Genomic DNA, 26,606 nt, shown 5'->3' on the forward strand with positions numbered 1-26,606 from the left:
CAACCGCGCCGCTCAGCGCGCCCGCATCTCCCAGAAGGCGACGGCGGAGGCCGCGGCCACGTTCAGCGAGTCCACTCCAGGCCGCATCGGGATGACGACCCGCGTGTCGGAGCCCGCCAGCGCGGCCGCGGACACGCCGGCCCCCTCGGTGCCCATGACCAGCGCGAGGCGCTCGTGTCCGCGGGCGGCCAGGGCGTCGATGGGGATGGCGTCCGGCGTGACCTCGAGGGCCGCGATGTGGAAGCCGGCACCGCGCAGGACCTCCAGACCGCCGGGCCAGGCGTCGAAGCGGGCCCAGGGCACCTGGAAGACGGTGCCCATGGACACCCGGATGGCCCGGCGGTAGAGCGGGTCCGCGCTGCGCGGCGTCACGAGGACGGCGTCGACGCCGAGCCCCGCGGCCGAACGGACGATCGCGCCGAGGTTGGTGTGGTCGACGATGTCCTCCAGGACCACGACCCGGCGGGCCCCGGCCAGGACGTCGGCCGCGGGTACGGGCGCGGGCCGGTGCATGGCGGCGAGGGCGCCCCGGTGCAGGTGGAAGCCGGTGATTTCCTCCAGCACACCGGGTTCGCCAACGAACGCCGGGGTGTCCGGGTGGGCGTCCAGGACGTCGGCCATGCCGTCGATCCACTTCTCCGCCAGGAAGAACGAGCGGGGCCGGTGCCCGGCGGCCAGGGCCCGGCGCAGGACCTTGGGCGACTCGGCGATGTACAGCCCGCGCCCCGGGTCGGTGCGCTGGCGGAGGGCCGCGTCGGAGAGGGCGACGTAGTCGGCGACGCGCGGGTCGGCCGCGGACTCCAGCCGGATTAGCGGCATCAGCCCTCCACCAGGCGCCACACCATGTTGGCCAGCGCGATGAGGCCGAGCACGACGATCACGCTGCGCAGGAGCAGCGGCGAGAGCCGGCGGCCGATGTGTGCGCCGACGAACCCGCCGATCAGCGACCCGACGGCGATGAGCGCCACGACCAGCCAGTTGATCCGGTCGAAGGCGAAGAGCAGGTAGGAGCACGCGGCCACGAGGTTCACGGCCAGGGAGAGGATCACCTTGATGGCGTTGGACTGCTGGAGGGTCCCGTGGAGGAAGACCCCGAACAGGCCCATGAGGATGACGCCCTGGGCGGCCGTGAAGTAGCCCCCGTAGACGCCGGTCAGGAACACCAGCGGGTACAGGACCGGCGGCAGCGGGTGCGCGTCGACCTCGTGGGGGCCGGCCGCGTCCAGGGCCTGGCGCCGCTTCGCCCAGGCGGAAAGCCGGGGCTGGAACACGACAAGCAGCACCGCGACGGCGATCAGGACGGGCGCGACGTAGCCGAAGACCGTCTCGGGCAGGTGCAGCAGCAGCCAGGCCCCGAGCAGGCCGCCGAGCACGGAGACCGGCAGCAGGCGCAGCAGGGTGCGCCGGGCGCTGGCCGCCTCCCGCCGGTAGCCCCAGGCCCCGGAGAAGCCGCCGGCGACGAGGCCCATGGCGTTGGAGATGATCGAGTTCACGGGGCCGTACCCGAGCGCGACCAGGATCGGGAACGTCACCAGCGAGCCCGAGCCCACGATCGTGTTGATCGTGCCGGCCCACAGCCCGCCGACGAAGACCAGGGCCTCGCGCCAGAACTCCAGCACGGGCTAGGCGGGGGCGACGGCCGTCGTGGCGGCGACCGCCGTGTAGCGGCCGCCCTCGCTGGAGACCTTCAGCGGCATGCCGAACGTGGCGGAGAGGTTCTCCTCCGTGAGCGTTTCCGCGAGCGGACCGGCGGCGACGACGCCGCCGTCGCGCAGCAGCAGCGCGTGCGTGAAGCCCGGCGGCACCTCCTCGAGGTGGTGCGTGACCAGCACGAGGGCCGGCGCCGCGTCGTCGGACGCCAGCTCGGTCAGGCTGGCCACGAGCTCCTCGCGGCCGGCGAGGTCGAGGCCGGCCCCGGGCTCGTCCAGCAGCAGCAGCTCGGGGTCGGTCATCAGGGCCCGGGCGATCTGCACGCGCTTGCGCTCGCCCTCCGAGAGCGAGGCGAACGGCCGGTTGATGAGCGTGGAGACGCCCCACTCGTGCAGCAGCGCGAAGGCGCGGCGCTCGTCGAGCCGCTCGTACTCCTCGCGCCAGCGCCCCGTGTGGCCGTACGCGGCGGTCAGGACGACGTCGAGGACCTTCTCGTGCCCGGGGATGTTGTTCGCGAGCGCCGCGGAGGACAGGCCGATCAGCGGGCGCAGCTCGAACACGTCGACCTTCCCCAGCGTCTCCCCCAGCACGGAGGCCGTGCCGGTCGTGGGGTGCATCCGCGTGGCCGCGATCTGCAGCAGCGTGGTCTTGCCCGCCCCGTTCGGGCCCAGCACGACCCAACGCTCGCCCTCGGCGACCGTCCAGTCGACGTCCGACACCAGCTGCTTGCGCCCGCGCACCACGCCGACGCCGGAGAAACCCAGCACTTCACTCATGGGGAAAACAGTAGGACAGCGGCGGGCCAATGCGCGAAACCACGACCTCCCGGGCCGCGCCGGGCGGGGGCAGCCCCGGGCCGATTGGCGCCCGGGCGCCCGCGCCGGGGAGAATCGGCCCATGCACAGCGCCCCCGTCCTCGTCCACTACTCCCCCGCGCCCGCAGGCGCCCCGGCCCCGGCCGAGCCCGCGGGCCTGCGCGCCGCGGTCGGGCGCTCCGGCCACCGCGTCGCGGCGGAGGCGCCGTTTACCGGGGAGGGCTACGCGGGGGCGCGCTGGACGGTGGCCGCGTCAGACGGCGGGGCCGTCGACGCGGCGGCCCTGCGGCGCGAGGTCGCCGCCGCGGCCGCGGACCTGGCCCCGGGGGCCGGGGCCGCCGTCGTGCCCGCCGCGCTGGCCGGTGCGCCGCGCCTGCTGCTCGTGATGGACGTGGACTCGACGCTGATCCGCCAGGAGGTCATCGAACTGCTGGCCGTCCACGCGGGCAAGGAGGCGGAGGTCGCCGCCGTGACCGAGGCCGCGATGCGCGGCGAGCTCGACTTCGCCCAGAGCCTCCACGCCCGGGTCGCCACGCTCTCCGGCCTGCCCGTCTCCGTCGTGGAGGCCGTGCGCGGCGCCGTCGAACTCTCCCCCGGGGCCAGGGAACTCGTGGCGGCCTTCCACGCGGCCGGCCACGCCGTCGGCGTCGTCTCCGGCGGCTTCATCCAGATCCTCGCACCGCTCGCGGAGGACCTGGGACTCGACTTCGCGACGGCGAACACGCTCGGCGTCGACGGCGGACGACTGACTGGGACGGTCGAGGGCGACGTCGTCGACCGTGCGGCCAAGGAGGCGCGCCTGCGCGAGTGGGCCGGCGCGCTCGGCATCCCGCTGGAGCACACGATCGCGGCCGGCGACGGCGCCAACGACCTCGACATGGTCCGCGCGGCCGGGCTGGGCGTGGCCTATAACGCGAAGCCCGCCCTGCGCGACGAGGCCGACGCCGCCATCGACCTGCCGCGCCTGGACATCATCCGCCACCTCGCGGGGGTCTAGGCCCGCACGCGCGGCCGGCCCCCGGCCGCCACCCGCGCGCCACTCCGACACACCCGGGGAGACCGGTGGCGTGTCGCCCACGCCACGGTCCGGCCAGGCCCTGCCGCCACGCTCCGTCCCTTACCATGGATTGGATACCCCCGGCAACCAATTGACAGGCAGGGACACGTGGGCAAGGACGGAAAGCGGCGCGGACGCGCTGGCTGGTGGATCGCCTCGGGCGTCGTCGTGGCCGCAGCGGCGGCCTACGGCGGGACGGCCGCCGCCACGGCGGGCACCATCCCCGACGGCACCACCGTCCACGGGGTCGACGTCGGGGGGCTCGCCCCGGAAGCGGCGGCCGACCGGCTGTCGGACCGGCTCGGTCCGGTCGCCGGCGAACCGATCGCCGTCGAGGCGGGCGGGCGGAAGGCGACCCTCGACCCCGCCCAGGCGGGCCTGGCCCTCGACGTCGAGGGGACCCTCGACGGCACGACCGGGTTCACGTTGGACCCGGTGGTGCTCTGGGACCGCCTCACCGGCGGGCGCGAGATCGAGCCGGAGCTCCGCGTCGACCGGCAGCGCCTCCACGACGCCGTCCAGGCCGCGTCCGAGGAGGCCCTCAACGCCAAGCCCACCGAGGGCAGCATCGGCTTCGAGGGAACCGAGATCACGGTCGAAGAGCCGCGGCCGGGAGTCGAAGTGGAGGTGGCGGGCGCCGTCGACACCGTCGCCGCCTCCTGGTTCGATCCCGCGGGACCGCTGCAGTTGCCGGCCGAGCGCCCGAAGCCCAAGGTCCCCGCGGAGGCGTACGAGACCGCGCGCCGGGAACTCGCCGCACCACTCGTGAACGGGCCGGTCACGGTCACGGCCGGAACGCTGTCCGGACGCCTCGACCCCGCGGTGCTTGCGGCGGCCGCCTCGTTCCCCGCGCAGAACGGCAAGATCGGCCTGGAGCTGGACGGCGACCGCCTCGCCGAGGCCCTGCTGGAGGCGAACCCCGAGCTCGGCTCGACGGCGCGCGACGCGGAGATCGTCTTGCGGGACGGGCGCCCGGCGGTCATCCCGTCGCGCGTCGGCCGCGGCATCGACACCGGCAACCTCGGCGCGAAGATCACGGCCGCGCTGGACAACGGGAAGCGAACCGTTTCCGTGGCCATGCGCGAAACGCAGCCGGACCTGACCACGCGGGAGGCGGAGGACCTCGGCGTCGACGAGATCCTCGTCGACTTCTCCACCCCCTACCCGACCAGCAACGAGGTCAGGACCCAGAACCTCCGCGCCGGCTCGCAGAAGCTCAACGGCGTCCTCGTCATGCCGGGCGAAACGTTCTCGCTCCTGGAGCACCTCGCACCGGTCACCAAGGCCAACGGGTACTTCGAGTCCGGCGTGGTGGAGGGCGGCTTCGAGAGCACGGCAGTGGGCGGCGGCCTATCGCAGATCTCCACGCAGCTGTTCAATGCGGGTTTCCTGGCAGGCATGGACGACGTCGAGCACCAGCCGCACAGCCGCTGGTTCGAGCGCTATCCGGCCGGCCGGGAGGCGACGCTCTGGGAGGGCTCCATCGACATGAAGTGGCGCAACAACACCGACTACGCCGTGATGATCCAGGCGTGGGTCGGCCCGGACCGGGTGCACACCCGGCTCTGGGGGACGGACGTCTGGAACGTCCGGACGTCGACCTCCGAGCCGTTCAACATCAAGGAGCCGAAGACCGTCTACAACGACAACGAGAACTGCACGCCGGAGCCCGGCGGCAAGGACGGCTTCACGGTCGAGGTCACCCGCACGCGGTCCTCGGCCACCGGAAGCCTTCCGAAGGAGACCCTGCGCTGGACGTACCAGCCGTGGAACAAGGTGGTCTGCGAGCCGCAACCGTAGGCGCCCCGGCGCCCGTGTGGGCGCCTTCACACACTGCGGCCGCCCGGCAGATCGGGGCCGGGAGTCCTCCTCGGACCGTCCGCGACCGGATGCTCCGCGACCGGGCCCAAGGTTCCCACAGGGTCGTCGCGCAAGACTCGGGGGACGAGTCGCACCCGTGGGGTTGCCCTCGGGTGCCAGTCACCTGAGGAGGAGCCATGCCCGGCTTGACGCGCGCCCCGAACGAACCAACCATCACGGGGCCGCCCGGCCCCCGGGCGCCTTGGCGCCACGCCCCCGGACGCCGCGGCCTGGCGGGAGCCGCCGGCGCCACGCTGCTCGCCGCCGCCCTGGTCCCGCTCGCCGCACCGGCGCAGGCGGAGACCGCCGCCGTCGGCCCCGTTGACGCGGCCACGGGGTATCCGGCCTGGTACGACGACGGCACCGTCCGTCTCAAGTTCTGCGTCGACCCGGCCGAGGGCTGCCTGTCCGAGCTGCCGGATCCCGCGGCCCCGATCGCGTTCCCGGACAACTTCCCGGACGAGGCGTTCTGGTTTGTCGCCGAGGCAAGCGGCGGCAACCTGGGCCTCTACGAGGCCGCCCTGGAGGGCGCGTTCGCGAACGACGCCGTCGTCGAGGGTGAACAGATCGGCTTCGGACGGCTCCGCTTCCGGCTGGAGAACCTCGAGCCGGCAGCCGAATACACCATCACCCACCCGTACGGCGTGAACACCTTCACCGCGGCCGGTCCCGACGAGCAGCGACCCGGCACGATCAACGTGACCATCGACGAGGGCTGCGCCGAGGGCACGACCGGCTGCGACTGGAACGCGGTGGGCCAGGCCTTCCTGGGCGACTACGCGGCCGGGACGACGGCCGCGTTCCTGCGCCAGGACGGTGCACCCGCGGGCACCATCGGCGATCCCAACGTCGCCGCGACGGTCACCGGCGCGCCCTCGGGCGTCAACGAGGTCCGCGTGGTCGGGCCCGACGCGGGAGGGCCCGGCGTCGACACGCTCGTCGTGGACACCTTCGCGGTGCAGGGCGTGGTCTCGGACGCCGTCGACGGCGCCCCGGGCACACCGGACCTGGTCGCCACGTCCGACACGGGCCGCTCGTCGACGGACAACATCACCGCCGACGCGACGCCGTCGCTCGCGGGCACCGCGACGGCCGCCGACGGCAGCACCGTGGAGATCCTCGTGGACGGCGCCCTCGCCGGCACGGCCACCGTGGCCGGCAACGCCTTCACGGCGAACGTGGCCACGGCGTTGGCCGACGGCACACATCGCATCCAGGCCCGCCTAGCCAGCGACCCGACGCTGGTTTCCGGAACGCTGGCGATGGTCGTGGACACGGCCGCGCCCGTGGCCCAGGTGGTCCCGCCATTCCCGTCGACGCCCAGCGCCGACAACACGCCGACGATGAGCTTCACGTCGGAGGCGGGGGCCGCGTTCGAGTGCCGGCTGCTGGCGTCGAACGCAACGTTCGTGCCCTGCGCGTCGCCGCTGACCTACGACGCCCAGGTGGCGGGTTCCCACGTGTTCGAGGTCCGGGCCACCGACGCCGCCGGCAATACGGGCGCCGTCGCGCCGCGCGGGGTGCAGATCGGCGGCACCAGGGACACGACGCGCCCGACCGTCGTCGGCCGCTACCCGGGCAACGGGACCACGGGGGCGTCGGTGACCGGCAACATCGCCGTCCGCTTCAGCGAGTACGTCCAGGGGGTCCGCAACACGACGCTGCGGCTGCGCGGCCCGGACGGCGCGGCCATCCCGGCCACGGTGTCGCTGAACACCGCGACGCACCGCGCGACGCTCAACCCGGGCGTCGCGCTGCAGCCGAACACCCGCTACACCGTGGGGCTGGCCGGCAGTTCCGTCGCCATCCGCGACGCGTTCAACAACTCGCTGGCAAGCCAGACGTGGTCCTTCACCACCGGCGCCCTCCCGGGGACGCCCACGGTGACGAAGCGGATCCCGCCGGCGGACTCGACCGGCGCCCTGCGGACGCACAACATGCGGGCGTCGTTCAGCGAGGAGGTCCGGAACGTGACCACGGGCACCTTCCGGCTGAGCTGGGCCGCGACCGGGACACCGGTCCGCGGCACCGTGGTCCGCAACGGCAGCCTCAACCAGTGGATGCTGGACCCGGCGAACACGCTGCCGTCGAACTCCACGTTCCGCGTGACGCTGGTGGGCGGCACGACCGGGATCACGGACAACGACGGCAACCCGCTGGCCAGCGAGTCCTGGACCTTCAGGACCGGCAGCCGGTAGGCCGACACCGCGGACGGGCCCCCGTCCGCAGCAACAGGGGCTCCCCGCGCCACCGGCGCGGGGAGCCCCTCCGCGCGGTTCCGCGCCGGCGCGCGGGCCGTTCCCCGCGCCGCGCCGGAAGCGGCGGCCGCCGGTCCGGCGCCCTACGCCTGCTTGAGGAAGTCCTCGGCGCCGCCGACGTACTCGGTGTGTCCCGTGGGCACGTCCGCCGTGGCCATGCGTGCGACCTCGGCGCCGAACTCCGCGACCGAGTAGAGCTTTCCGGCGGCCTCGCGCCGGGCCTCGATGGCCCCCGGCTCGAGCCGGTTGAGCAGCGTCGCGGTGATCGTGCCCTCGATCATGTCGGCGGAGACCACCACGAGGCTGATCCCCTTCTCCTCCAGGGCCGGGATCCGCTCGCGCAGGGCGACCTCGCCGGCGCGCTTGGAGCGGGCGACGGGCACGTACGCGTCCATGGTCGGCACCGAGTCGATGAAGTGCGCCTGGTGGCTGGTGACGAAGACGACCCGGCTGCCCGGCTTCATCACGGCCGCCGCGGCGTCCAGCAGCTCCACCTGGGCGTCGCGGTTCAGGCGCAGCGCGTAGTCCTCGCCGAGGTCGGACTCCATGCCGCCGGACGCGTTGAGCACCAGGACGTCCACCCCGCCGAAATGCTCCATGGCGGCGTCGACCAGGGTCTGGGCGCCACCGTCGGCCGTGATGTCGGCACCCACGGCCACCGCGCGTCCGCCGGCCTCCTCGATGCCGGCGACGATCTTGTTGGCGCGGGGCGCCTTCTGCCGGTAGTTCACGACGACGGACGCGCCCTGCGCGGCCAGCACCTTGGCGGTCTCGGCGCCGACGCCGCGGGAGGAGCCTGTGACAATGGCGGACTTGCCGGTGAGATCGGACATCGGGGTGTCTCCTCGGTGGTTGCGGCGCGCCTCCGCGCGCCTTGTGGGAATCCTCAATACCGCGGCCGATGCGGCCGCTCCGACGTCCATCTTTCCACGTTGACGCCGGCCCGCCGTTGGAGGTTTCCTCCAACGGCGGGGGTGTGGGCCGCTAGTGCCCCATCCCGAGGCCGCCGTCGACGGGCACGACGGCGCCCGAGATGTAGGCGGCCTCGTCGCTGGCCACCCACCGCACCACGTTGGCGACCTCCTCCGGCTCTGCGAAGCGGCCGGCCGGGATCGACGCGAGGTAGTCCTTCTGCGTCTGCTCCGGCAGCGCCGCCGTCATGTCCGTGTTGATGAACCCCGGCGCGACGACGTTCGCGGTGATGCCGCGCCCACCCAGCTCGCGGGTCAGGGAACGGGCGATGCCAACCAGGCCCGCCTTCGAGGCGGCGTAGTTGACCTGGCCCGGGGACCCGTAGAGGCCGACGACGGAGGAGATCAGCACGACGCGTCCCTTGCGGAGCCGGATCATGCCCTTCGACGCGCGCTTGATCACGCGGAAGGCGCCGGTGAGGTTCGTGTCGACCACGGAGGTGAAGTCGTCCTCGCTCATCCGCAGCAGGAGGGTGTCGCGCGTGACGCCCGCGTTGGCGACGAGCACCTCGACCGGGCCGTGCCGCTCCTCGACCTCCGTGAACGCGGCGTCGATCGAGGCGGAGTCCGTCACGTCGGCCTTGACCCCGAGCATCCCCTCGGGGACCTCTCCGCTCCGGTAGGTCACCGCGACCTTGTCGCCATTGGCCTGGAAGGCGCGGGCGATGGCCAGGCCGATGCCGCGGGTGCCGCCCGTGACGAGGACGCTGCGGGGGGCGGGAGTGCTGTCGGTCATGGGTGGTCCTCCAGGGGCCGGGGTCGTCGGGATCCCGGCCATCCTACCGTCGGGCGCGGCCCCAGCGGCGAAGCCCCCGCACGGTTCGCCCCCGCCCGCACGGGGGTGAGAGAATGGACCGGTAGGACCAGAGAGGGACATGAGCCAGGCACCGCACACCCACCGCCACGAGCCAGCCCCCGTGCATCGGATCACGGAGGCCGACGAGTCGCGCTCTGCGGACATGCACCACCGGATGGTCAAGTACACGATCTCCATGAGCGTGCGCATGGCGTGCTTCATCGCGGCCTTCTTTACGACCGGGCCCCTCCAGTGGGCGTTCCTCGCCGGCGCCATCTTCCTGCCGTGGTTCGCCGTCGTCATCGCCAACGGAGGCGCCGACCGCACCCGGCGCGAGCCCCCCGCATCCTTCATCGACGGCCCGCCCCGGAGGGCACTGGGCCCCGGGGCCGCGGCCGCATCGGGAGCTTCCTCCCCGGGCGCCGCGGATGACGCCCGGCCGGGCCATGCCCCGGGTGGCGGCACGGCGGACGACGGCACGGACGACGGCGCGGCATGGGCCGCGCGTCCCGAGGGCGCCCGGGACGACCACACGGCTCCGAGGGCCGAGGGCCGGGGCGCCGCTCCCGCCGAGGACCACACGGGTCCCAGGACCGCCGCCGACGACGGGGAGGACTCGGACCTCGTCCTCGAGGGCGAGTTCGTCGAGGACGAGGCCCGGGAGGGCCGCCCGTGAGCATCTTCGACCAGCTGGCCGGGCCGACCGGGCCGGAGACGCCGACCTGCTCCCGGAAGGGGTGCCGCGACGCCGCCCAGTGGCGTCTGCAGTGGAACAATCCCCGCATCCACCCGCCCGAGCGGCGCAAGACCTGGCTCGCCTGCCCCGACCACGTGGACTGGCTGCGCGGCTACCTGACCGAGCGCGGGCTGTTCCGGGAACTGCTGCCGCTGCACGACACGAACCCCACCCCGGAGGCCTGAGACCCCTTGTACCGCTTCCTCGCCAGCACCCGCTGGATCGGCTGGTTCCTCCTCGTCTGCGTGTTCGCCGCCGCGTGCGTGGGGCTGGGCCGCTGGCAGATGTCGCGACTCGACCAGGCCCAGGCCGCCAACAGCCACGTGGACGCGAACTACGACGCGGCCCCCGTCCCGTATGCCGAGGCGTCCGGGCTGTTCGTGTCCCTGCCGGAGGACGCGACGTGGACGCCCGTGGCCCTGCGCGGCGAATACCTGGTGAAGGACACCACGGTGGTCCGCAACCGCCCGCTCAACGGCCGGCCCGGGTACGAGGTGCTGGTCCCGTTCCGGACCCTCTCGGGCGACACGGTCGTCGTCGACCGCGGCTGGTTGCCGATCGGCGACGAGACCGCCGGGCGCCCGGACACGATTCCGGCGCCTCCCAGGGGCACGGTCGACGTCGTCGTCCGGGTCAAGACCGGGGAGCCGGACGTCGCCCGAAGCGCACCGGAGGGGCAGCTCGCCTCGATCGAGCTGCCGCGCTTCGCGGACCGCCTCGACTACCCGATTGCCACCGGAGCCTACGGCGTCCTGGCTTCGGAGCGCCCCGCCCCGGCGACGACCCCCACGGCCCTGCCCCGACCGGAGACGGACGAGGGCAACCACCTCTCCTATTCGCTGCAGTGGTTCGCCTTCGGGGTCCTGGGCTTCGTCGGCCTCGGCTACGCGGCCCGGCAGCAGGCACGCATCAATCGCGAGGACCGCGAGGCGGCAGCGGAGGCCGAGGCCGCCGGCGTTCCGGTCGTGCATTCCGCGTACCGCGCTCCGCGCCAGCGCCCGTCCCGCCGGCGGTCGGGACCGACGGACGAGGAGCTTGAGGACGCCTACCTGGACGCCCTCGAGGAACGGCGGGGCTGACCTCCAAGAACGGCGGGGCCGACCTCGAGCACCGGCGGGGCCGACCGCGCTAGGCGAGGGTGACGAGCTCCAGGTAGCCGTCGTTCCACAGGTCCTCGTCGCCGTCGGGAAGCAGCACGACGCGTTCCGGATTCAGCGCCTCCACGGCACCCTCGTCGTGGCTGACCATGACGACGGCGCCCGGGTAGGACTTCAGGGCCGTCAGGATCTCGTGGCGCGAGGCGGGGTCGAGGTTGTTGGTCGGCTCGTCGAGCAGCAGCACGTTGGCGCTGGAGGCGACGATCGTCGCCAGGGCCAGACGGGTCTTCTCGCCGCCCGAAAGGACCCCCGCGGGCTTGTCGACATCGTCGCCGGTGAACATGAACGAGCCCAGGATGCCGCGCACGTCGGCGTCGCCGAGGTGGCTCGGCGCGGCGGACCGCATGTTCTCCAGGACGGTGCGCTCGGTGTCGAGGGTGTCGTGCTCCTGCGCGTAGTAGCCGACCTTCAGCCCGTGCCCCGGGGTGATCCCGCCGGTGTCCGGCTCCGTCACGCCGGCGAGCATGCGCAACAGCGTGGTCTTGCCCGCGCCGTTGAGCCCGAGGATCACGACCTTGGACCCGCGGTCCACGGCCAGGGAGACGTCCGTGAAGATCTCCAGGGAGCCGTACGACTTGCTCAGCCCCTCGGCCATCAGGGGCGTCTTGCCACAGGGGGCCGGCGTCGGGAAGCGCAGGGCGGCCACGCGGTCCTGCTGCCGGACCTCGTCGAGGCCGGAGAGCATCCGCTCGGCGCGCTTGGCCATGTTCTGCGCGGCCACGGCCTTGGTGGCCTTGGCGCGCATCTTGTCGGCCTGGGCCATCAGGTGGGAGGCCTTCTTCTCCGCGTTCGCGCGCTCGCGGCGGCGGGCCCGTTCGTCCGTCTCGCGCTGCTGCAGGTAGCGCTTCCATCCCATGTTGTAGACGTCCATCGTGGCGCGGTTGGCGTCCAGGTGGATGACCTTGTTCACCGTGGCCTCGAGGAGCCCGGTGTCGTGGGAGATGACCATCAGCCCGCCCTGGTGGTTCTTCAGGAAGTCGCGCAGCCAGGTGATGGAGTCGGCGTCGAGGTGGTTGGTCGGCTCGTCCAGCAGGAGCGTCTCGGCGTCGGAGTAGAGGATCCGGGCCAGTTCGACGCGGCGCCGCTGGCCGCCCGAGAGCGTGCGCAGCGGCTGGTTGAGGATCCGCTCCGGCAGGGCGAGGTTGTTGGAAATCGCGGCGGCCTCGGCCTCGGCCGCGTAGCCGCCGCCGGCGAGGAACTCCGCTTCGAGCCGGTCGTAGCGGCGCATCGCCCGGGAGCGCACCGCCTCGTCCTCGCTGGCCATGTCGGCCTGGGCGGTCCGGAGTTTGCCGACCACCTGGTCCAGGCCGCGCGCGGAGAGGATGCGGTCGCGGGCGAGCTGCTCCATGTCCGGGGTCCGCGGGTCCTGCGGCAGGTACCCGATCGAGCCCTGGCTCGTCACGGTCCCGCCCGCCGGCTGGCCCTCCCCCGCCAGAACGCGGGTCATCGTGGTCTTGCCGGCGCCGTTACGGCCCACGAGGCCGATCTTGTCGCCCTTGTCGATACGGAACGAGACGCCCTCCATCAGGAGCCGGGCGCCGGCGCGCAGTTCGAGGTCGGCTACGGAGATCACGCGAGAAATGCCTTTCGTGGGGAACCGATCCATCCTACGCCGCGTCCCGCCGACCCACGAATCCGCCTTGAACACCGTTCACCAATTGAACGGTGATCAAGTAGGCTGGTGTGCCATGACCAACCTCGCACCCGCTCCGGCCGGGACGCGGACCGGACGCGTCGGCGTCGGCCCCCGCGACCTGTCCCTCGTCGCCGTCTTCGCCGCGCTCGTCGCCGCCCTCACGCTGGTCCCCGCCGTGCCCGTCGGCGCACTCGGGGTGCCGATCACCCTGCAGACCCTCGGCGTCAGCCTCGCGGCGCTCGTCCTCGGCGCGTGGCGGGGTTCGGCCGCCATCGCCCTCTACGTCGTCGTCGGCTTGGCGGGCGTCCCGGTCTTCTCCAAGTTCAGCGGCGGCCTCGGCGTGCTCGCCGGCCCCAGCGCCGGCTACCTGCTGGCCTTCCCCCTCGCGGCGCTCGTCGCCGGTGCCGTCGCCACGGCGGTCCTGCTCCGCGCGCCAGCCCGCTGGCGCCTGACGCTGCTCTTCCTGGCGGGCATGGCCGGCTCGGTCCTCGTCACGCACCCGCTGGGCATCCTGGGCATGTCCGTCAACGCGCAGATCCCGCTGGCCCAGGCCGCGCTGCTCGACCTGGCGTACTGGCCGGGCGACATCGTGAAGAACCTCATCGCGGCCGCCGTGGCCGTGGCCGTGTTCAAGGCGTTCCCGCAGCTGGCGCGCCGCGACTTCCGCCGGTAGCCGATGCAGGGCATCCGCTTCGAAGGCGCCGGCGCGACCGTCCCCTCCCCCGTTCCCGGGGGCCGGGACGCGGTGCTGCTGCACCCGACGACCCTCGAGCTGACCGAGCGCCGCGTCGCCGTCGTCGGCTCGAACGGCTCCGGGAAGTCGACGCTGCTGCGCATGGTCAACGGACTCGTCGCCCCGACCACGGGGCGCGTGCTGGTCGACGGCCTCGACGTCGCGCGGCGCGTGCGCGAGGTCCGGCGCCGCGTCGGCTACCTGTTCACGGATCCGCTGGCGCAGCTGGTCATGCCGCTCGTCGTCGAGGACGTGGAGCTGTCCCTCAAGGCGTCCGTGCGCGACAGGTCGGCCCGGCGCCGCGCCGCGCTGGGGGTGCTCGAGGACCTCGGCATCGCCCACCTCGCCGAGCGCAGCATCCACGACCTGTCCGGCGGGGAACGGCAGCTGGCCGCCCTCGCCAGCGTTCTGGCGGCCGGGCAGGACGTGCTCGTGGCCGACGAACCGACCACCCTGCTGGACCTGCGCAACAACGCCCTGCTGCAGCGCACGCTGTTCGGCCTGCGCCAGCGGCTGGTCTATGCCACGCACGACCTGGACTTCGCGGCCCGCGCGGACCGGGTCCTCGTGGTCGACGGCGGCCGCATCGTGTACGACGGCGGGGCCGCGGCGGGGGTTGAGCACTACCGCAGGCTCGCCCTCGCCCTGGACCCTGTGGCCGGGGACGCCTGATGCGGGGCCACGACGCGCTGTTCGGCCTGCGGATCCCCGGCCGGTCCCCCGTCCACCGGGCCCCGCTGTGGGCCAAGTACCTCGTGTTGGCCGGCGCCGGGGCGGCCGTCGTCGTGCTGCGCTCGCCCGCCGTGAACCTGTCGCTCCTCGGCCTGTCGGTCGTGCTCTTCGCGGCGGCCGGGCGCCGGGTGCTGGCCGCGTGGCCCGCGATCCTGCGTCCCCTCTGGTGGGTCTTCGCGATCCTCGCGGCGCACCAGTGGTGGCTCTCCGGCCCCGTGGCCGCCGCGACCGTCGTCACCGGCATGCTCGCGGCGCTGCAGCTGGGGCGGCTGCTGCTGCTCACGACCCCGCAAGCCGAGCTCGTCGACGCCCTGGCCCGGGCCGCCGGCCCGCTGCGCCGCCTCGGGCTCGACCCGGACGCCTTCGCCCTGGCCGTCGCGCTCATGCTCCGCAGCATCCCCGCCCTCCTCGGTTCGCTGCAGGATGTCGGCGACGCCGCCCGGGCCCGCGGCCTGGGCCGGAACCCGCTGGCCCTGGCGACGCCCGCCGTCGTCGCCGCCGTCGGCTACGCGCACCGCACGGGGGACGCGCTGGCGGCCCGCGGGCTCGGCGACCCGCGCCTCGAACCTGCGGACGACGCCCCGCAGCCCTGACCGGCGTCCACGTCCTAAGCGATCCGGGGGGCCGTGAGGCCGGGCCGGCACCCCTCCCGCGTCCGGGCGGGCGGCGCTACTGTTGCGGCCATGAGCTTCAACGACGACGCGCGGCTGGATCCGGGTCGCGTCCGCGACTCGCGCGGACGCCGTCGGGGTCCGGCCATCGCGATCGGGGGCGGCGGCGGACTCCTGCTGCTGCTCGCGGCCGCCCTCTTCGGGATCAACCCCGACATGTTGGGCGAGCTCGGGCTCGGCGGGGACGCGGGCCAGCAACCGGCGGGGGGCGGGCTCGAGCAGTGCCAGACGGGCGCGGACGCCGATGCGCGCACCGACTGCCTGATCGTCGCGACCACCCAGTCGCTCGACGCCTTCTGGGTGCCCTACCTGGCAGACCGCGGACGGGAGCTGCCGCAGCCCGGCGTCGAGCTCTTCGCCGGCACCGTGACGACGGCGTGCGGGACGGCGGGTTCCGCGGTCGGTCCGTTCTACTGCCCGGCCGACAGCACCGCGTACTTCGACACGGGGTTCTTCGCGGACCTCGAGTCCCGTTTCGGGGCCGACGGCGGGCCGCTGGCCGAGGAGTACGTCGTCGCCACGAGTACGGCCACCACGTGCAGAACGTCCTGGGCACGCTCGAGCTCTCCCAGCGCGGCGGCGCGGGCGCCGGTTCCCTGGCGGTGCGAGTCGAGTTGCAGGCCGACTGCTTCGCCGGGCTCTGGGCGGCCTACGCGGCCCGCACCACGGACGAGACCGGGCAGCCGCTGCTCGAGCCGCTGACGCGCTCCGACATCGAGTCCGCGCTCTCGGCCGCCGCGGCCGTCGGAGGGACAGGATCCAGGAGTCGGCGACCGGACGCGTGGACCCCGAGGGCTGGACCCACGGTTCCAGCGCCCAGCGCCAGGCGTGGTTCCTGGCCGGCTACCGGACCGGCGACATCAACAGCTGCAACACGTTCGACGCCCTCGACCTGGACCGACCGCGGGCATAGGGCCGGGGACGCCGGCGGGCGTAGGACCGGGGACTCCGGCGGGCGCAGGGCCGGGGACTCCGGCGGGCGCAGGGCCGGGAACGCCGGCGGGCGCAGGGCCGGGAACGCCGGAAGGCGCCCACCGTGTGGTGGGCGCCTTCCCCGCGTGGCGGTGCGCTAGATGTTGAACCCGAGGGCCCGCATCTGGTCGCGGCCGTCGTCGGTGATCCGCTCGGGACCCCACGGCGGCATCCAGACCCAGTTCAGGCGCCAGTCGTCGACCAGCGACGAAATGGACGAACCGACCTGCTCCTCGATGACGTCCGTCAGCGGGCACGCCGCCGTCGTCAGCGTCATGTCGATGAGCAGCGCGCCGTCCTCCGCGTACTTCAGCCCGTACAGCAGGCCGAGGTCCACGACATTGACGCCGAGCTCCGGGTCGATGACGTCCTTGAGCGCCTCCTCGATGTCCTCCAGCGGCGTCTGCGTCTGGGGCGCGTCGTTGCCGGCGGTCATGGCTAGGCCTTCGCCAGGAAGCGGTCGTAGCCCTCTTCCTCGAGGCGGTCGGCGAGCTCCGGGCCGCCCTCCTCAGCAACGCGGCCGTCGACGAAGACGTGCACGAAGTCGGGCTTGATGTAGCGCAGGATGCGCGTGTAGTGGGTGATGAGCAGGGTGCCCATCTCGTGCTCGGCCTGGGCGCGGTTGACGCCCTCGGACACGACCTTCAGCGCGTCGACGTCGAGGCCGGAGTCGGTCTCGTCGAGCACGGCGAACTTCGGCTTGAAGAGCTCGAGCTGGAGGATCTCGACGCGCTTCTTCTCGCCGCCGGAGAAGCCCTCGTTCACGTTGCGGTTCGCGAAGTCGGCGTCGATCTTCAGGTTGGACATGGCGTTCTTGACGTCCTTGGTCCAGTGGCGCAGGCTCGGGGCCTCGCCGTCGATCGCGGTCTTCGCGGTGCGCAGGAAGTTGGTCATGGTGACGCCGGGGACCTCGACCGGGTACTGCATGGCCAGGAAGAGGCCGGCGCGGGCGCGCTCGTCGACGCTCATCTCGAGGACGTTTTCGCCGTCGAGCAGGATCTCGCCCGAGGTGACGTTGTAGCGCGGGTGGCCGGCGATGGTGGAGGCCAGCGTGGATTTGCCGGAGCCGTTGGGACCCATGATGGCGTGCGTCTCACCGGTCTTGATGGTGAGCGTGACGCCCTTGAGGATTTCCTTCTCGCCCTGCTCGGTCTCGATGGAGACGTGCAGGTCCTTGATTTCCAGGGTAGACAATGGTGTTCCTTTCGAACCTGAAGCTAGTTGTTGGTCGCCGCGAGCTCGGCTTCGATGTCCTCGGTGAGGCGGGCCTGCAGGTCCTCGGACGGGATCTGCTGCACGACCTCGTTGAGGAAGCCGCGCACGACCAGCCGGCGGGCCGTGGCCTCGTCGATGCCGCGCGCCATGAGGTAGAAGAGGTGCTCGTCGTCGAAGCGGCCGGTGGTGCTGGCGTGGCCGGCGCCCTCGATCAGGCCGGTCTCGATCTCGAGGTTCGGCACGGAGTCGGCCCGGGCCCCGTCCGTGAGGACCAGGTTGCGGTTGGCCTCGTAGGAGTCGGTGCCCTCGGCCTCCTTGCGGATCAGCACGTCGCCGACCCACACGGTGCGCGCGCCCTCGCCCTGCAGCGCGCCCTTGTAGAGCACGTTGGACGTGTTGCGCGGCGCGTTGTGGTCCACGAAGGAGCGGTGCTCCAGGTGCTGGCCCGCGTCGGCGAAGTACAGGCCGAGGAGGTTCGCCTCGGCGCCCTCGGCCGCGTAGCGGACGTTGGCGTTGAGGCGGACGACGGACCCGCCGAGCGTCACGGCGATGTGCCGGTACGTGGCTCCGCGGCCGACGAGGGCGTCCTGCTGGCCCACGTGGACGGCGCCGTCGTCCCAGCGCTGCACCGTGACCACGGTGAGCTGGGCGTGGTCGCCGACCACGATCTCGACGTTGCCGTTGAAGTCGGCGGCGCCGGTGTGCTCGATGACGACGACGGCGCGCGAGTTCGCGGCGGCCTCGAGGACCACGTGCGAGTTGGCGCGGCGCCCGGCGCCGGCGCCGACGACGTCGACGACGACCGGCTCGGCCAGCTCGCCGTCGATGGCGATGTGGGTCGCCTCGGGCGCGTTGGCGGAGCCGACGACGGCGGCGCGGTCGGCGGGAACCAGGACGGTGCCGCGCGGGGCCTGGCCGGCGGCCAGGGTCCCCGTGGTCACGCCCGCGGGCGCCTTGACGGTGACGTCGGCGGCGCCGGCCTCGCCCGCAGCGTCCGCGAGAATGCCGCGCAGCTTCTTCACCGGGGTGAAGCGCCACTCCTCCTCGCGGCCGGTGGGCACGGCGAAGTCCTCGACGTTGTGGCTGGTGACGCGCTCCGCGCGGGAGTGCATGACCTGGGTCTCGCTGCCGCCGCCGTGCGAATGGGCGCCGGTGACGTTCTCCGTGGCGAGGGCCTCGCCCTCTTCGGTCATGCCCTCGATGGAGGGGGCGCCGATGCGCGCCTTCTCGGCCGTAGTTGCGGTATCAGTCATGGTTAACCGACGGATCCTTCCATCTGCAGTTCAATGAGGCGGTTCAGCTCGAGCGCGTACTCCATCGGCAGCTCGCGGGCGATGGGCTCGACGAAGCCGCGGACGATCATGGCCATGGCCTCGTCCTCGGCCAGGCCGCGCGACATCAGGTAGAACAGCTGCTCCTCGGACACCCGCGAGACCGTGGCCTCGTGGCCCATCTGTACGTCGTCCTCGCGGACGTCGATGTACGGGTAGGTGTCGGAGCGGGAGATCGTGTCCACCAGCAGCGCGTCGCAGACCACCGAGTTCTTCACGCCCTTGGCGCCCTCGCGGACCTGGACGAGGCCGCGGTAGGCGGAGCGGCCGCCGTTGCGGGCCACCGACTTCGCGACGATCGCCGAGGAGGTGTTCGGGGCGATGTGCACCATCTTGGAGCCGGTGTCCTGGTGCTGGCCCTCGCCGGCGAAGGCGATGGACAGGGTCTCGCCCTTGGCGTGCTCACCCGTGAGGTACACGGCCGGGTACTTCATGGTCACCTTGGAGCCGATGTTGCCGTCGACCCACTCCATGGTCGCGCCCTCCTCGCAGACGGCGCGCTTGGTGACGAGGTTGTAGACGTTGTTCGACCAGTTCTGGATCGTCGTGTAGCGGACGCGGGCGCCCTTCTTGACGATGATCTCGACGACGGCGGAGTGCAGCGAGTCGGACTGGTAGATCGGGGCGGTGCAGCCCTCGATGTAGTGGACGTAGGAGTCCTCGTCCGCGATGATCAGCGTCCGCTCGAACTGGCCCATGTTCTCCGTGTTGATGCGGAAGTAGGCCTGCAGCGGGATCTCGACGTGGACGCCCTTCGGGACGTACACGAACGAGCCGCCGGACCACACGGCCGTGTTCAGCGACGCGAACTTGTTGTCGCCGACCGGGATGACGGAGCCGAAGTACTCCTGGAAGATCTCCGGGTGCTCCTTCAGGCCGGTGTCCGTGTCCAGGAAGATGACGCCCTGGCGCTCCAGGTCCTCGCGGAGCTGGTGGTAGACGACCTCGGACTCGTACTGGGCGGCGACGCCCGCGACCAGGCGCTGCTTCTCCGCCTCCGGGATGCCGAGCTTGTCGTAGGTGTTCTTGATGTCCTCGGGCAGGTCCTCCCAGCTGGTGGCCTGCTTCTCCGTGGAGCGGACGAAGTACTTGATGTTGTCGAAATCGATCCCCGACAGGTCCGCGCCCCAGGTGGGCATGGGCTTGCGGTCGAAGTACTTCAGGCCCTTGAGGCGCAGGTCGAGCATCCACTCGGGCTCGTTCTTCTTCTGCGAGATGTCGCGGACGACATCCTCATTCAGACCACGGCGCGCGTTGGCGCCTGCGTCGTCGCGGTCGGCCCAGCCGTACTCGTAGTTGCCGATGCCGTGGAGTTCGGGATTCTTCTCCAGGATCTCGGCGATCACGCCCGGGTCGGCGCTCTCCTGTGCAATCTGATCCGTCATCGCGGCCTCTCCTGCTTGGTGATCTTGATTCGCGTTCTCTTCTCAGCGGGCTGAGGAGTCTCGTGGCGGCCCACGGGGATGTGGGTCGTGCAAACGTGTCCGCCCCCGGCCAGCGTCGACAACCGCCTGACGTCGACGCCCAGGAGGCGGGAAAACACCTCGGTCTCCTGGTCGCAGAAGACCGGGAACTCGCGGGCCAGATCCTGGATGGGGCAATGGCCCTGGCATAGCTGCACGCTGCGCATCGTCGGCGGGAGTTTGGCGGAACCGATGTCGCGCGTGGAGGCGACGTAGCCGTCGGTGCTCAGGGCCTCGGCCAGGGCCTCCGCGCGGTCCTCCAGCCCCTCCCCCGCGGCCTCGACGATCGGGGCGTACCGGCGCTCCATCTCGCTGAAGCGCCGCTTCGCGAAGGCATCGACCGCCTCGGTGCCGGCGGCGCGGGACAGCTCTCCGAGCGCCTCGACGGCGATGTCGAGGTAGTCGTTGCCGAGCTTGGCCTGGCCGCGGTGGCTCAGGACGTAGCGGCGGGCGGGGCGACCGGCCCCGGAGGTCTGGTTGGCGACGAGCTTGACCTCGACGAGGCCTTGGCGGCTCAGGGCGTCGAGGTGGCGGCGGACGGCGGCCGGAGTGAAGCCGAGCAGCTCCCCCAGTTCGGCGGCGCTGACGGGGCCCTCTTCGAGGACAGCCTGCAGCACTCGGTCCCGGGTGCGCTCCTCCGCGTCCGTCGGCACCGGCTGGCGGGTGCGCGGACCCGCGTCGGGCAACATTGAAGGGGAAGAATACACAACACAAGCATGACGTAATGTTGCCGAGTCCGCCAGTAAGGTGTGGCTTACTAGACAGCCATGCGCTAAAGCGCCGGAGTGCGGCGCCGCCGCCGCGCCAGTCCGTGTGGAGCGTAGCACTGCCGGTCCCGGTGGACCATCTGGCCTGCAGCGGGCCGACGGCGCCGAGTGGCTCGCTATTGGATGCCCGTTACAGCCCCGGGCGGCGGACGCCCAGTACTCCACCCCCGGATGCCCGCTCGGGCCCCGGCCGAGGGCGCCCAGTACTCCACCCCCGGATGCCTGCTCCAGCCCCCGGGCCGACTCTACGTGGCGTAGAATATTTGGGTGCCCACCTCCCCCTCACTTCAGGTCGAAGACCTGCGCAAGGACTTCGGGCCAGTGGCGGCCCACGACGGCCGGATGGTGCGCGTCCTCAACGGTGTCAGCCTTACTGCCCGCCCCGGCGCGGTGACGACCCTGCTCGGCTCCAACGGCGCCGGCAAGACGACGACGCTCGCCTGCGCGCAGGGCCTGCTGAAGCCCGACGCCGGCACCGTCCGCCTACTCGGCCTCGACCCAGCGACCGCCGGTGGCGCGCTGCGGTCCCGCGTCGGCGTGATGCTGCAGGATGGCGGGCTGCCGCCCTCCATCAAGCCGCTGCACCTCCTCCGCCACATCGCTGGCATGTACGCGGATCCCCTCGACGTCGACGGCATCTCCGAGCGGCTCGGCATCGGGCGTTTCGCCCACACGACCATCCGCCGCCTCTCGGGCGGCGAGCGGCAGCGAGTGGCCCTCGCCGCCGCCCTGATCGGCCGCCCCGAGGTCGTCTTCCTGGACGAGCCGAGCGCCGGCCTGGACCCGCAGACCCGCCAGGTCGTCTTCGACCTGATCGGTGAACTGCGCGACGCCGGGCTCTGCATCGTCCTCACCACGCACCTCATGGAGGACGCGGAGCGGCTGTCCGACTACGTCTACATCATCGAGGGGGGCCGGAACGTCGCCGAGGGGACCGTCGCCGAGCTCACGGCCCGCGCGGCCTCCGACTCCCCCGCCCGGACCCTGGCGTTCACGGCCCGGCCCGGACTACCGACCGGACCGCTGGCCCCCGATTCATCGATCCGCATCACCTCGACGTCCGATGGCCACTACACCGCCGTCGGCCTCGATTCGCCCCGGCACCTGAGCGAGCTCGCCACGTGGTGGGCGGAACACGACTGCTTCCCCGACTCGATCGGCCTCGAGGCCCGGAGCCTGGAGGACGTGTTCCTCGAAATCGCCGAAGGAGGCCCCCGTGGCTGACACCCCCACGGCGCCGCAGGCCGCTGGGCACTCCCCCTACACCCCGGCGGGACAACCCAACGCCGCCGCGCCCGCGCTACGGATCCTCCGGCACGGGGGCTACGAGGCGATGATGATGCTTCGCAACGGCGAGCAGCTCGTCCTCGCCGTCGTCCTGCCCCTGCTGGCGTTGCTCGGACTCGTCTTCACCGACCTCCTCGACGGCGTCGCCCCGACGCGCATCGATGCGGCGGCGCCGGGCGTCCTCGCCCTGTGCGTCATGTCGACCGCGTTCACCGGCCAGGGCATCGCCACCGGGTTCGACCGCCGGTACGGCGTCCTGAAGTACCTGTCCACCACGCCACTGGGGCGCGGCGGGCTCGTGTTCGGCAAGTGCCTGGCCGTCTTGGCGGTCCTCTCCGTGCAGGTCGTGGTCATCGGCGGGGCTTCCCTGCTCCTCGGCTGGCGGCCCGCCCTCATGGGCATCCCCGTCGCCGTCGTCCTGCTGGTGCTCGGCGCAGCCGCCTTCACGTCGCTGGGGCTCCTCATCGCGGGAACCGTGAGGCCGGAAGCCACCCTCGCCATCACGAACCTTGCGTGGATCCTGCTGGCCGCGGTCGGTGGCATCCTGATCCCCGGCTCGCGTCTCCCGGGGCTGGTGCAGCCCGTCGTGGAGGTCCTCCCGTCGGCGGCCCTCGGCGACGCCATGCGGGCGGCACTCGTCGACGCCTCCGTCCACGCCGACTCCCTTTTGATCCTGCTCGCCTGGACCGTGCTGGCCGGATTTGCCGCCACCAAGTGGTTCCGGTGGACGTAGACCCGAAGACGTACCGCCCCCGGCCCACCCTCTGCATCCACGAAGGACGAAGCACATGAGCACCCCCACCGCCCCCGCCGCCGGACGCTGGACGGACCGGCTTCCCACCCGGGTCGGCCGCGGCGTCCACGCGCTGGCGATCGCATCGTTGGTCTCGCAGATCGGGATCATCGTCACGGGAGGCGCCGTCCGCCTCACCGAGTCCGGCCTCGGCTGCTCGGAATGGCCGAACTGCGTTCCGGGCTCCATGACGCCGACGCCCGAGATGGGCATCCACGGACTCATTGAGTTCGGCAACCGCACCCTGACCTTCGTCCTGACGATCGTGGCGGTGGCGATGCTGCTGGCGGTGTGGAGGCTGCGCAAGACGGAGCCCACGGTCTTCGGTCTGGCGATCGCGCTGCTGTCGGTCATCCCCGCCCAGGCACTCATTGGCGGCATCACGGTTTGGACCGACCTGAACCCCTGGGTGGTCAGCCTGCACTTCCTGGTGTCAGCGGCCCTCGTTGCCGCCGCGATGCTTCTCGTCAACCGCACCGGACGCATCCTCCGGGGCGAAGCCACCGTCGCGGACCCCACCGCCAGCAGCGCGCTCCGGTCAACGGGCTGGGTCATCGCCCTGAGCGCGGCCGCCGCCGTCGTCCTCGGCACCATCGTGACCGGAACGGGGCCCCACGCCGGTGACGCGCTTGCGCCCCGCCACGCCTTCAGCCCCGAACTCGTGACGCGTATCCACGTGGTACCCGTGTACGTCCTCGTCGCGTCGGTCCTCCTCGCTGCGTGGCTCGTCCGCAAGGAGAAGGCCGACAGCCGCTTGTCCCGTGCCGTCGTGTGGCTCATCGCCGTGGTTCTGCTGCAGGCCGTCATCGGATACGTGCAGCACTTCACCGGCCTGCCCATCGGGCTCGTGCTCCTCCACATGCTGGGCTCGGCGCTGCTCGTTGCCGCCGCGGCGAACGTGTGGGACCGGTCGACCGGGCGCTTCCCGCTGTAGCCGAAGGACGCGCCGGCGACATTCCGTGTGCCGGGCCAGACACGTGTCGGACGCCCACGCCACGCGCCCCGGCGAGGAATGACCGGAACCCGACGCGGCATGACCGCCGCAGACCAGCCCGAGGCGCCGGATACACGAGGGCCCGGCGGCCTGCGGCCCACGAGAGCAGCGACTGACCGGCGCCTGGCCCAGCAGCAGCATCTGATCGGCGTCTGGCCCCGCAGCAGCATCTGATCGGCGTCTGGCCCCGCTCCGGCGTCAGCGGCCGTGGTCGGGTGATGCTGTTTCTTCGTCGTCGGGTGTGGGTGGCGGGTCGCCGTGTGGGGGTGGGGTTTGGTCGATGTCGTGTTGGGTGACTTGGTTGCGCAGGCGGGTGAGGGAGCGGGCCCATTCGGCCTCGTACATGCGGGCGGTTTCGGCGGTGGCGGCCGGGGTTTCGGGGGCCCTGGGGTGTTGGGGTTCGGCCGGGGGTTGGGTGCCGCGGACGGTCCAGGGGATGTCGGGTTCGCTGGTGTAGGTGCGTGCGGTGAGGGTGGTGATTTCGATTTTGCCGCCGCCGAGGCGGCGGGTGGTGAGCAGGCCGGCGGTTTTCAGGGCGTGGTCGCGGCGGCAGAGGCCTTCGAGGTTGTCCATGTCGGTGGTGCCGCCGTCAGCCCAGGCGGTGGTGTGGTCGTGTTCCATGGCGGGGCTGGTGCAGGAGGGGGCGGCGCAGCGGGGGCGCCGCAGGGTCAGGACCCGGCGTTGGGCGGTGTTGGGCCGGTAGCGGGTGCGTCCCAGCTCCAGGGGCGCGAGCCGGTCGGGTGGTTCACGCAGCCGGTCCCACACCCCGGCGGGCACGACCGGCGCCACGGGAATGGGGGTCGGGGTTTGCGTTTCGGTTTCCGCTCCGGGCGGGTTGCCGCGGGCGCTGGTGGTGGTGCGGAGGATTTCGCGTTCGGTGTTGGTGGGCCGGTATTTGGTAGCGGCCATGGCGGTGAGGGCGGTGCCGTCCGCGGTGGCGTAGAGGCGGCCCCAGGTCGGGGCGTTGGCGGCGATCCGCAGGGCGGTGGCCGCGTCGATGGGACCGAACCCGACGAGTTCGGCCACCCCCAACGCCCCGGCGTCCGCGTACGGGGACGCCGCACCGCCAGCGGCATCCCCCGCGCCACCGGCAGCCGCCACGCCAGCAGTGCCGGCCGTTCTGGCCGCCGCTGCCGCGGGAGCCGCTGCCTCCGCCGCGGACGTGACGCCGCGTTCACCCGCGCCGGCGCCTTCGGCCTCGGCCGCCCGGCCGGCCGCGCCGGCGCCTTCGGCCTCGACGGCTGGGCCGGTCTCGTCCGCATCGTTCGTTGCCGCAGTTGCCGTGGCGCCGGCTCCGTCCGGCGTCGCGTGGCCGGGGGTAGCTTGCGTGGCCTCATCGGCGTGGTGGGCTTCGTTCCCGTTCGCCGTCGTGGCCTCGCCGGGGCCCGCCGCGGACGCGGCATCCGGGTCCGCGGCGGCCGCGGGAGCCGAGGCCGAATCGGCCGCCGACCCGGCCGGCACGGGGCCGCCGCTGCCACTGCCACTGCCTCGACTGTTGCCGTTGAGGCCGCCATCGTCGGTGCGGCCGCTGAGGTTGCCGCTGTTGCCGCTGCCGGTGCGGCTGGGGCTGGTGTTGTTGGGGGTGGTTTGGTTGGTGGGGAGGCTGGTGTGGTCCATGACGATCATGACCTGGGCGGGGATGGTGTCCCAGTGGTCGTGGCCGGTGAGGAGCTCGATGAACGTGTCCACGCGCAGTTGGGTCAGGGTGCGGGTCTCGCCGGGTTCGTTCTTGCGGGCCCCGGCGATGTGCTCGAGCCGGTCCATGGCCGCCATCGCGCCCACGGCCGGGACCCTTCCCAGCAGTTCGCACATCCCCTCCTGGGGCGAGGGCGTGAAGCGCACGTACCGTTCGGCCTCGTTGCGGCGGATCCGCTCCGCGGCCGGGCCCGGCCCGTACCGGGCGCGCAGCTGCAGGGCGTGTCAAAAAATCTGTGTAAGGGGCCGGTCGGTTAGCCGTTCTGCCGGGTGGTCAGATCGGTAGTCGATTGGGGAACTGGATGGCGAAGGCGTTCAGGGCCTGGTGCCATCCCTGGGTGCCGGTGCCGAGCTCGCCGCCGCGGGTGGTCTCGATGTTCCGGATGCCCAGGTAGACCAGCTTGATCGCCGCCTCGTCGGAGGGGAACGAGCCCCTGGTCTTGGTGATCTTGCGCAGCTGGTAGTTGATCGATTCGATCTGGTTGGTGGTGTAGATGACCTTGCGTATCTCGGGGGTGAAGGCCAGGAACGGGGTGAAGTCCTCCCAGGCGTTGCGCCAGGCGAGCACGGCGCCCGGGGCCTTGGTGCCCCAGGCCTCCTCGAAGGCCTCCATGGCCATCTCGGCGGCCTGCACGGTGGGCGCGGTGTAGATGGGGCGCATGTCCTTGGCCATGGCCTTGCGGTCGCCGTAGGAGGCGTAGCGCATGGCCGAGCGCAGCAGGTGCACCACGCAGGTCTGCACCACGGTCTCCGGGTAGATGCTGTTCACGGCCGCCGGCAGTCCGGTGAGCCCGTCGCAGCACAGGATCAGGATGTCCCGCACCCCGCGGTTGCGGATTTCGGTGAGCACGTTGGCCCAGAACTTCGCCCCTTCCGAGGCGCCCAGCCACAGGCCCAGGACCTGCTTGCGGCCCTCGACGTCCACCCCCACGGCGACGTGGCAGGCCTTGTTCACCACGACCCCTCCGTCGCGGATCTTGAGCCAGATCGCGTCGATGTACACGATCGGATAGACGG

General features: G+C 72.3%; 25 protein-coding genes and 1 pseudogene. 13 read left to right on the forward strand and 13 right to left on the reverse strand.

Annotation, left to right across the window (positions count from 1 at the left end):
- Positions 1-12 precede the first annotated feature (12 nt).
- The 3 genes from AC1Q5D_RS10390 to AC1Q5D_RS10400 are packed head-to-tail and all read right to left on the reverse strand — an operon-like array spanning position 13 to position 2,426.
- Positions 13-819 carry a TrmH family RNA methyltransferase gene (locus tag AC1Q5D_RS10390; protein ID WP_481738522.1) on the reverse strand — a complete coding sequence of 269 codons (807 nt, stop codon included), beginning with the start codon at positions 817-819 and terminating at the stop codon, positions 13-15.
- On the reverse strand, positions 819-1,616 hold the full coding sequence (locus tag AC1Q5D_RS10395; RefSeq protein WP_481738548.1) for a sulfite exporter TauE/SafE family protein: 798 nt from the start codon (positions 1,614-1,616) through the stop codon (positions 819-821). The genes AC1Q5D_RS10390 and AC1Q5D_RS10395 overlap by 1 nt, the downstream gene beginning before the upstream one ends.
- A gap of 6 nt (positions 1,617-1,622) precedes the next feature.
- Entirely contained in the window at positions 1,623-2,426 is an 804-nt protein-coding gene (locus AC1Q5D_RS10400) for an ABC transporter ATP-binding protein (RefSeq protein ID WP_481738523.1), read from the reverse strand.
- A 121-nt stretch (positions 2,427-2,547) separates the two neighbouring features.
- Here AC1Q5D_RS10400 and serB point away from each other — a divergent pair, with 121 nt between their 5' ends.
- From serB to AC1Q5D_RS10415, 3 genes are all read left to right on the forward strand, one after another.
- Positions 2,548-3,462 carry a phosphoserine phosphatase SerB gene (gene serB, locus AC1Q5D_RS10405; protein WP_481738524.1) on the forward strand — a complete coding sequence of 305 codons (915 nt, stop codon included), beginning with the start codon at positions 2,548-2,550 and terminating at the stop codon, positions 3,460-3,462.
- 168 nt (positions 3,463-3,630) lie between these two features.
- Entirely contained in the window at positions 3,631-5,322 is a 1,692-nt protein-coding gene (locus tag AC1Q5D_RS10410; RefSeq protein WP_481738525.1) for a VanW family protein, read from the forward strand.
- 197 nt (positions 5,323-5,519) lie between these two features.
- Positions 5,520-7,580, forward strand: coding sequence for an Ig-like domain-containing protein (locus AC1Q5D_RS10415; protein ID WP_481738526.1), 2,061 nt, complete (start codon positions 5,520-5,522; stop codon positions 7,578-7,580).
- A 143-nt stretch (positions 7,581-7,723) separates the two neighbouring features.
- Here AC1Q5D_RS10415 and AC1Q5D_RS10420 read toward each other — a convergent pair whose 3' ends face one another.
- Both AC1Q5D_RS10420 and fabG read right to left on the reverse strand, forming a co-directional pair.
- Positions 7,724-8,473, reverse strand: a complete 750-nt coding sequence (locus AC1Q5D_RS10420; RefSeq protein WP_481738527.1) for an SDR family oxidoreductase — start codon at positions 8,471-8,473, stop codon at positions 7,724-7,726.
- Positions 8,474-8,624: 151 nt separating this feature from the next.
- Complete coding sequence (fabG, locus tag AC1Q5D_RS10425) at positions 8,625-9,347, reverse strand: 3-oxoacyl-ACP reductase FabG (protein WP_481738528.1); 723 nt, start codon at positions 9,345-9,347, stop codon at positions 8,625-8,627.
- A 139-nt stretch (positions 9,348-9,486) separates the two neighbouring features.
- Here fabG and AC1Q5D_RS10430 point away from each other — a divergent pair, with 139 nt between their 5' ends.
- The 3 genes from AC1Q5D_RS10430 to AC1Q5D_RS10440 are packed head-to-tail and all read left to right on the forward strand — an operon-like array spanning position 9,487 to position 11,222.
- Positions 9,487-10,083: a DUF3099 domain-containing protein gene (locus tag AC1Q5D_RS10430; protein ID WP_481738529.1), complete on the forward strand. Its 597-nt coding sequence runs from the start codon at positions 9,487-9,489 to the stop codon at positions 10,081-10,083.
- A complete protein-coding gene (locus tag AC1Q5D_RS10435) occupies positions 10,080-10,328 on the forward strand; it encodes a hypothetical protein (RefSeq protein ID WP_481738530.1) in 249 nt (82 codons plus the stop codon). Before AC1Q5D_RS10430 ends, AC1Q5D_RS10435 begins: the two co-directional genes overlap by 4 nt.
- Before the next feature lie 6 nt (positions 10,329-10,334).
- Positions 10,335-11,222: an SURF1 family cytochrome oxidase biogenesis protein gene (locus AC1Q5D_RS10440; RefSeq protein ID WP_481738531.1), complete on the forward strand. Its 888-nt coding sequence runs from the start codon at positions 10,335-10,337 to the stop codon at positions 11,220-11,222.
- 49 nt (positions 11,223-11,271) lie between these two features.
- On the opposite strand, the gene AC1Q5D_RS10445 is transcribed toward AC1Q5D_RS10440, so the two are convergent.
- Positions 11,272-12,873 carry an ABC-F family ATP-binding cassette domain-containing protein gene (locus AC1Q5D_RS10445; protein ID WP_481738532.1) on the reverse strand — a complete coding sequence of 534 codons (1,602 nt, stop codon included), beginning with the start codon at positions 12,871-12,873 and terminating at the stop codon, positions 11,272-11,274.
- A gap of 115 nt (positions 12,874-12,988) precedes the next feature.
- Here AC1Q5D_RS10445 and AC1Q5D_RS10450 point away from each other — a divergent pair, with 115 nt between their 5' ends.
- The 4 genes and pseudogenes from AC1Q5D_RS10450 to ypfJ all read left to right on the forward strand — a co-directional run bounded on the left by AC1Q5D_RS10450 (position 12,989) and on the right by ypfJ (position 15,985).
- On the forward strand, positions 12,989-13,609 hold the full coding sequence (locus tag AC1Q5D_RS10450; RefSeq protein WP_481738533.1) for a biotin transporter BioY: 621 nt from the start codon (positions 12,989-12,991) through the stop codon (positions 13,607-13,609).
- Between the two features lie 3 nt (positions 13,610-13,612).
- A complete protein-coding gene (locus tag AC1Q5D_RS10455) occupies positions 13,613-14,341 on the forward strand; it encodes an energy-coupling factor ABC transporter ATP-binding protein (RefSeq protein WP_481738534.1) in 729 nt (242 codons plus the stop codon).
- The gene (locus AC1Q5D_RS10460) at positions 14,341-14,994 is read left to right on the forward strand and encodes an energy-coupling factor transporter transmembrane component T family protein (protein WP_481738535.1); all 654 of its coding nucleotides are present in this window, start codon (positions 14,341-14,343) and stop codon (positions 14,992-14,994) included. Before AC1Q5D_RS10455 ends, AC1Q5D_RS10460 begins: the two co-directional genes overlap by 1 nt.
- A gap of 90 nt (positions 14,995-15,084) precedes the next feature.
- Positions 15,085-15,985: pseudogene (gene ypfJ / locus AC1Q5D_RS10465) on the forward strand (KPN_02809 family neutral zinc metallopeptidase).
- A 156-nt stretch (positions 15,986-16,141) separates the two neighbouring features.
- Here the strand turns inward: ypfJ and AC1Q5D_RS10470 are convergent.
- Genes AC1Q5D_RS10470 through AC1Q5D_RS10490 form a run of 5 tightly spaced genes read right to left on the reverse strand, consistent with a single transcriptional unit; the run spans position 16,142 to position 20,742 of the window.
- Positions 16,142-16,480, reverse strand: a complete 339-nt coding sequence (locus AC1Q5D_RS10470; RefSeq protein WP_481738536.1) for a metal-sulfur cluster assembly factor — start codon at positions 16,478-16,480, stop codon at positions 16,142-16,144.
- A 2-nt stretch (positions 16,481-16,482) separates the two neighbouring features.
- The gene (gene sufC / locus AC1Q5D_RS10475) at positions 16,483-17,238 is read right to left on the reverse strand and encodes a Fe-S cluster assembly ATPase SufC (protein WP_481738537.1); all 756 of its coding nucleotides are present in this window, start codon (positions 17,236-17,238) and stop codon (positions 16,483-16,485) included.
- Between the two features lie 23 nt (positions 17,239-17,261).
- Positions 17,262-18,512, reverse strand: coding sequence for a Fe-S cluster assembly protein SufD (gene sufD, locus AC1Q5D_RS10480; protein ID WP_481738538.1), 1,251 nt, complete (start codon positions 18,510-18,512; stop codon positions 17,262-17,264).
- Positions 18,513-18,514: 2 nt separating this feature from the next.
- Entirely contained in the window at positions 18,515-19,975 is a 1,461-nt protein-coding gene (gene sufB / locus AC1Q5D_RS10485; protein ID WP_481738539.1) for a Fe-S cluster assembly protein SufB, read from the reverse strand.
- Positions 19,972-20,742 (reverse strand): helix-turn-helix transcriptional regulator, encoded by a 771-nt coding sequence (locus tag AC1Q5D_RS10490; RefSeq protein WP_481738540.1) that lies wholly within the window; start codon positions 20,740-20,742, stop codon positions 19,972-19,974. The genes sufB and AC1Q5D_RS10490 overlap by 4 nt, the downstream gene beginning before the upstream one ends.
- Before the next feature lie 345 nt (positions 20,743-21,087).
- Between AC1Q5D_RS10490 and AC1Q5D_RS10495 the strand changes: the two genes are divergently transcribed.
- The 3 genes from AC1Q5D_RS10495 (at position 21,088) to AC1Q5D_RS10505 (ending at position 23,834) form a co-directional block, all read left to right on the forward strand.
- Positions 21,088-22,044 carry an ABC transporter ATP-binding protein gene (locus AC1Q5D_RS10495; RefSeq protein ID WP_481738541.1) on the forward strand — a complete coding sequence of 319 codons (957 nt, stop codon included), beginning with the start codon at positions 21,088-21,090 and terminating at the stop codon, positions 22,042-22,044.
- A gap of 109 nt (positions 22,045-22,153) precedes the next feature.
- Positions 22,154-22,840 carry an ABC transporter permease gene (locus AC1Q5D_RS10500; protein WP_481738549.1) on the forward strand — a complete coding sequence of 229 codons (687 nt, stop codon included), beginning with the start codon at positions 22,154-22,156 and terminating at the stop codon, positions 22,838-22,840.
- Between the two features lie 55 nt (positions 22,841-22,895).
- Positions 22,896-23,834 carry a COX15/CtaA family protein gene (locus AC1Q5D_RS10505; protein ID WP_481738542.1) on the forward strand — a complete coding sequence of 313 codons (939 nt, stop codon included), beginning with the start codon at positions 22,896-22,898 and terminating at the stop codon, positions 23,832-23,834.
- A 258-nt stretch (positions 23,835-24,092) separates the two neighbouring features.
- On the opposite strand, the gene AC1Q5D_RS10510 is transcribed toward AC1Q5D_RS10505, so the two are convergent.
- Both AC1Q5D_RS10510 and AC1Q5D_RS10515 read right to left on the reverse strand, forming a co-directional pair.
- Positions 24,093-25,706: an HNH endonuclease signature motif containing protein gene (locus AC1Q5D_RS10510; RefSeq protein ID WP_481738543.1), complete on the reverse strand. Its 1,614-nt coding sequence runs from the start codon at positions 25,704-25,706 to the stop codon at positions 24,093-24,095.
- A 157-nt stretch (positions 25,707-25,863) separates the two neighbouring features.
- On the reverse strand, positions 25,864-26,606 hold a 743-nt coding region (locus AC1Q5D_RS10515), incomplete at its 5' end, for an IS256 family transposase (protein WP_481737538.1).

Source organism: Arthrobacter paludis (genome assembly GCF_056782315.1).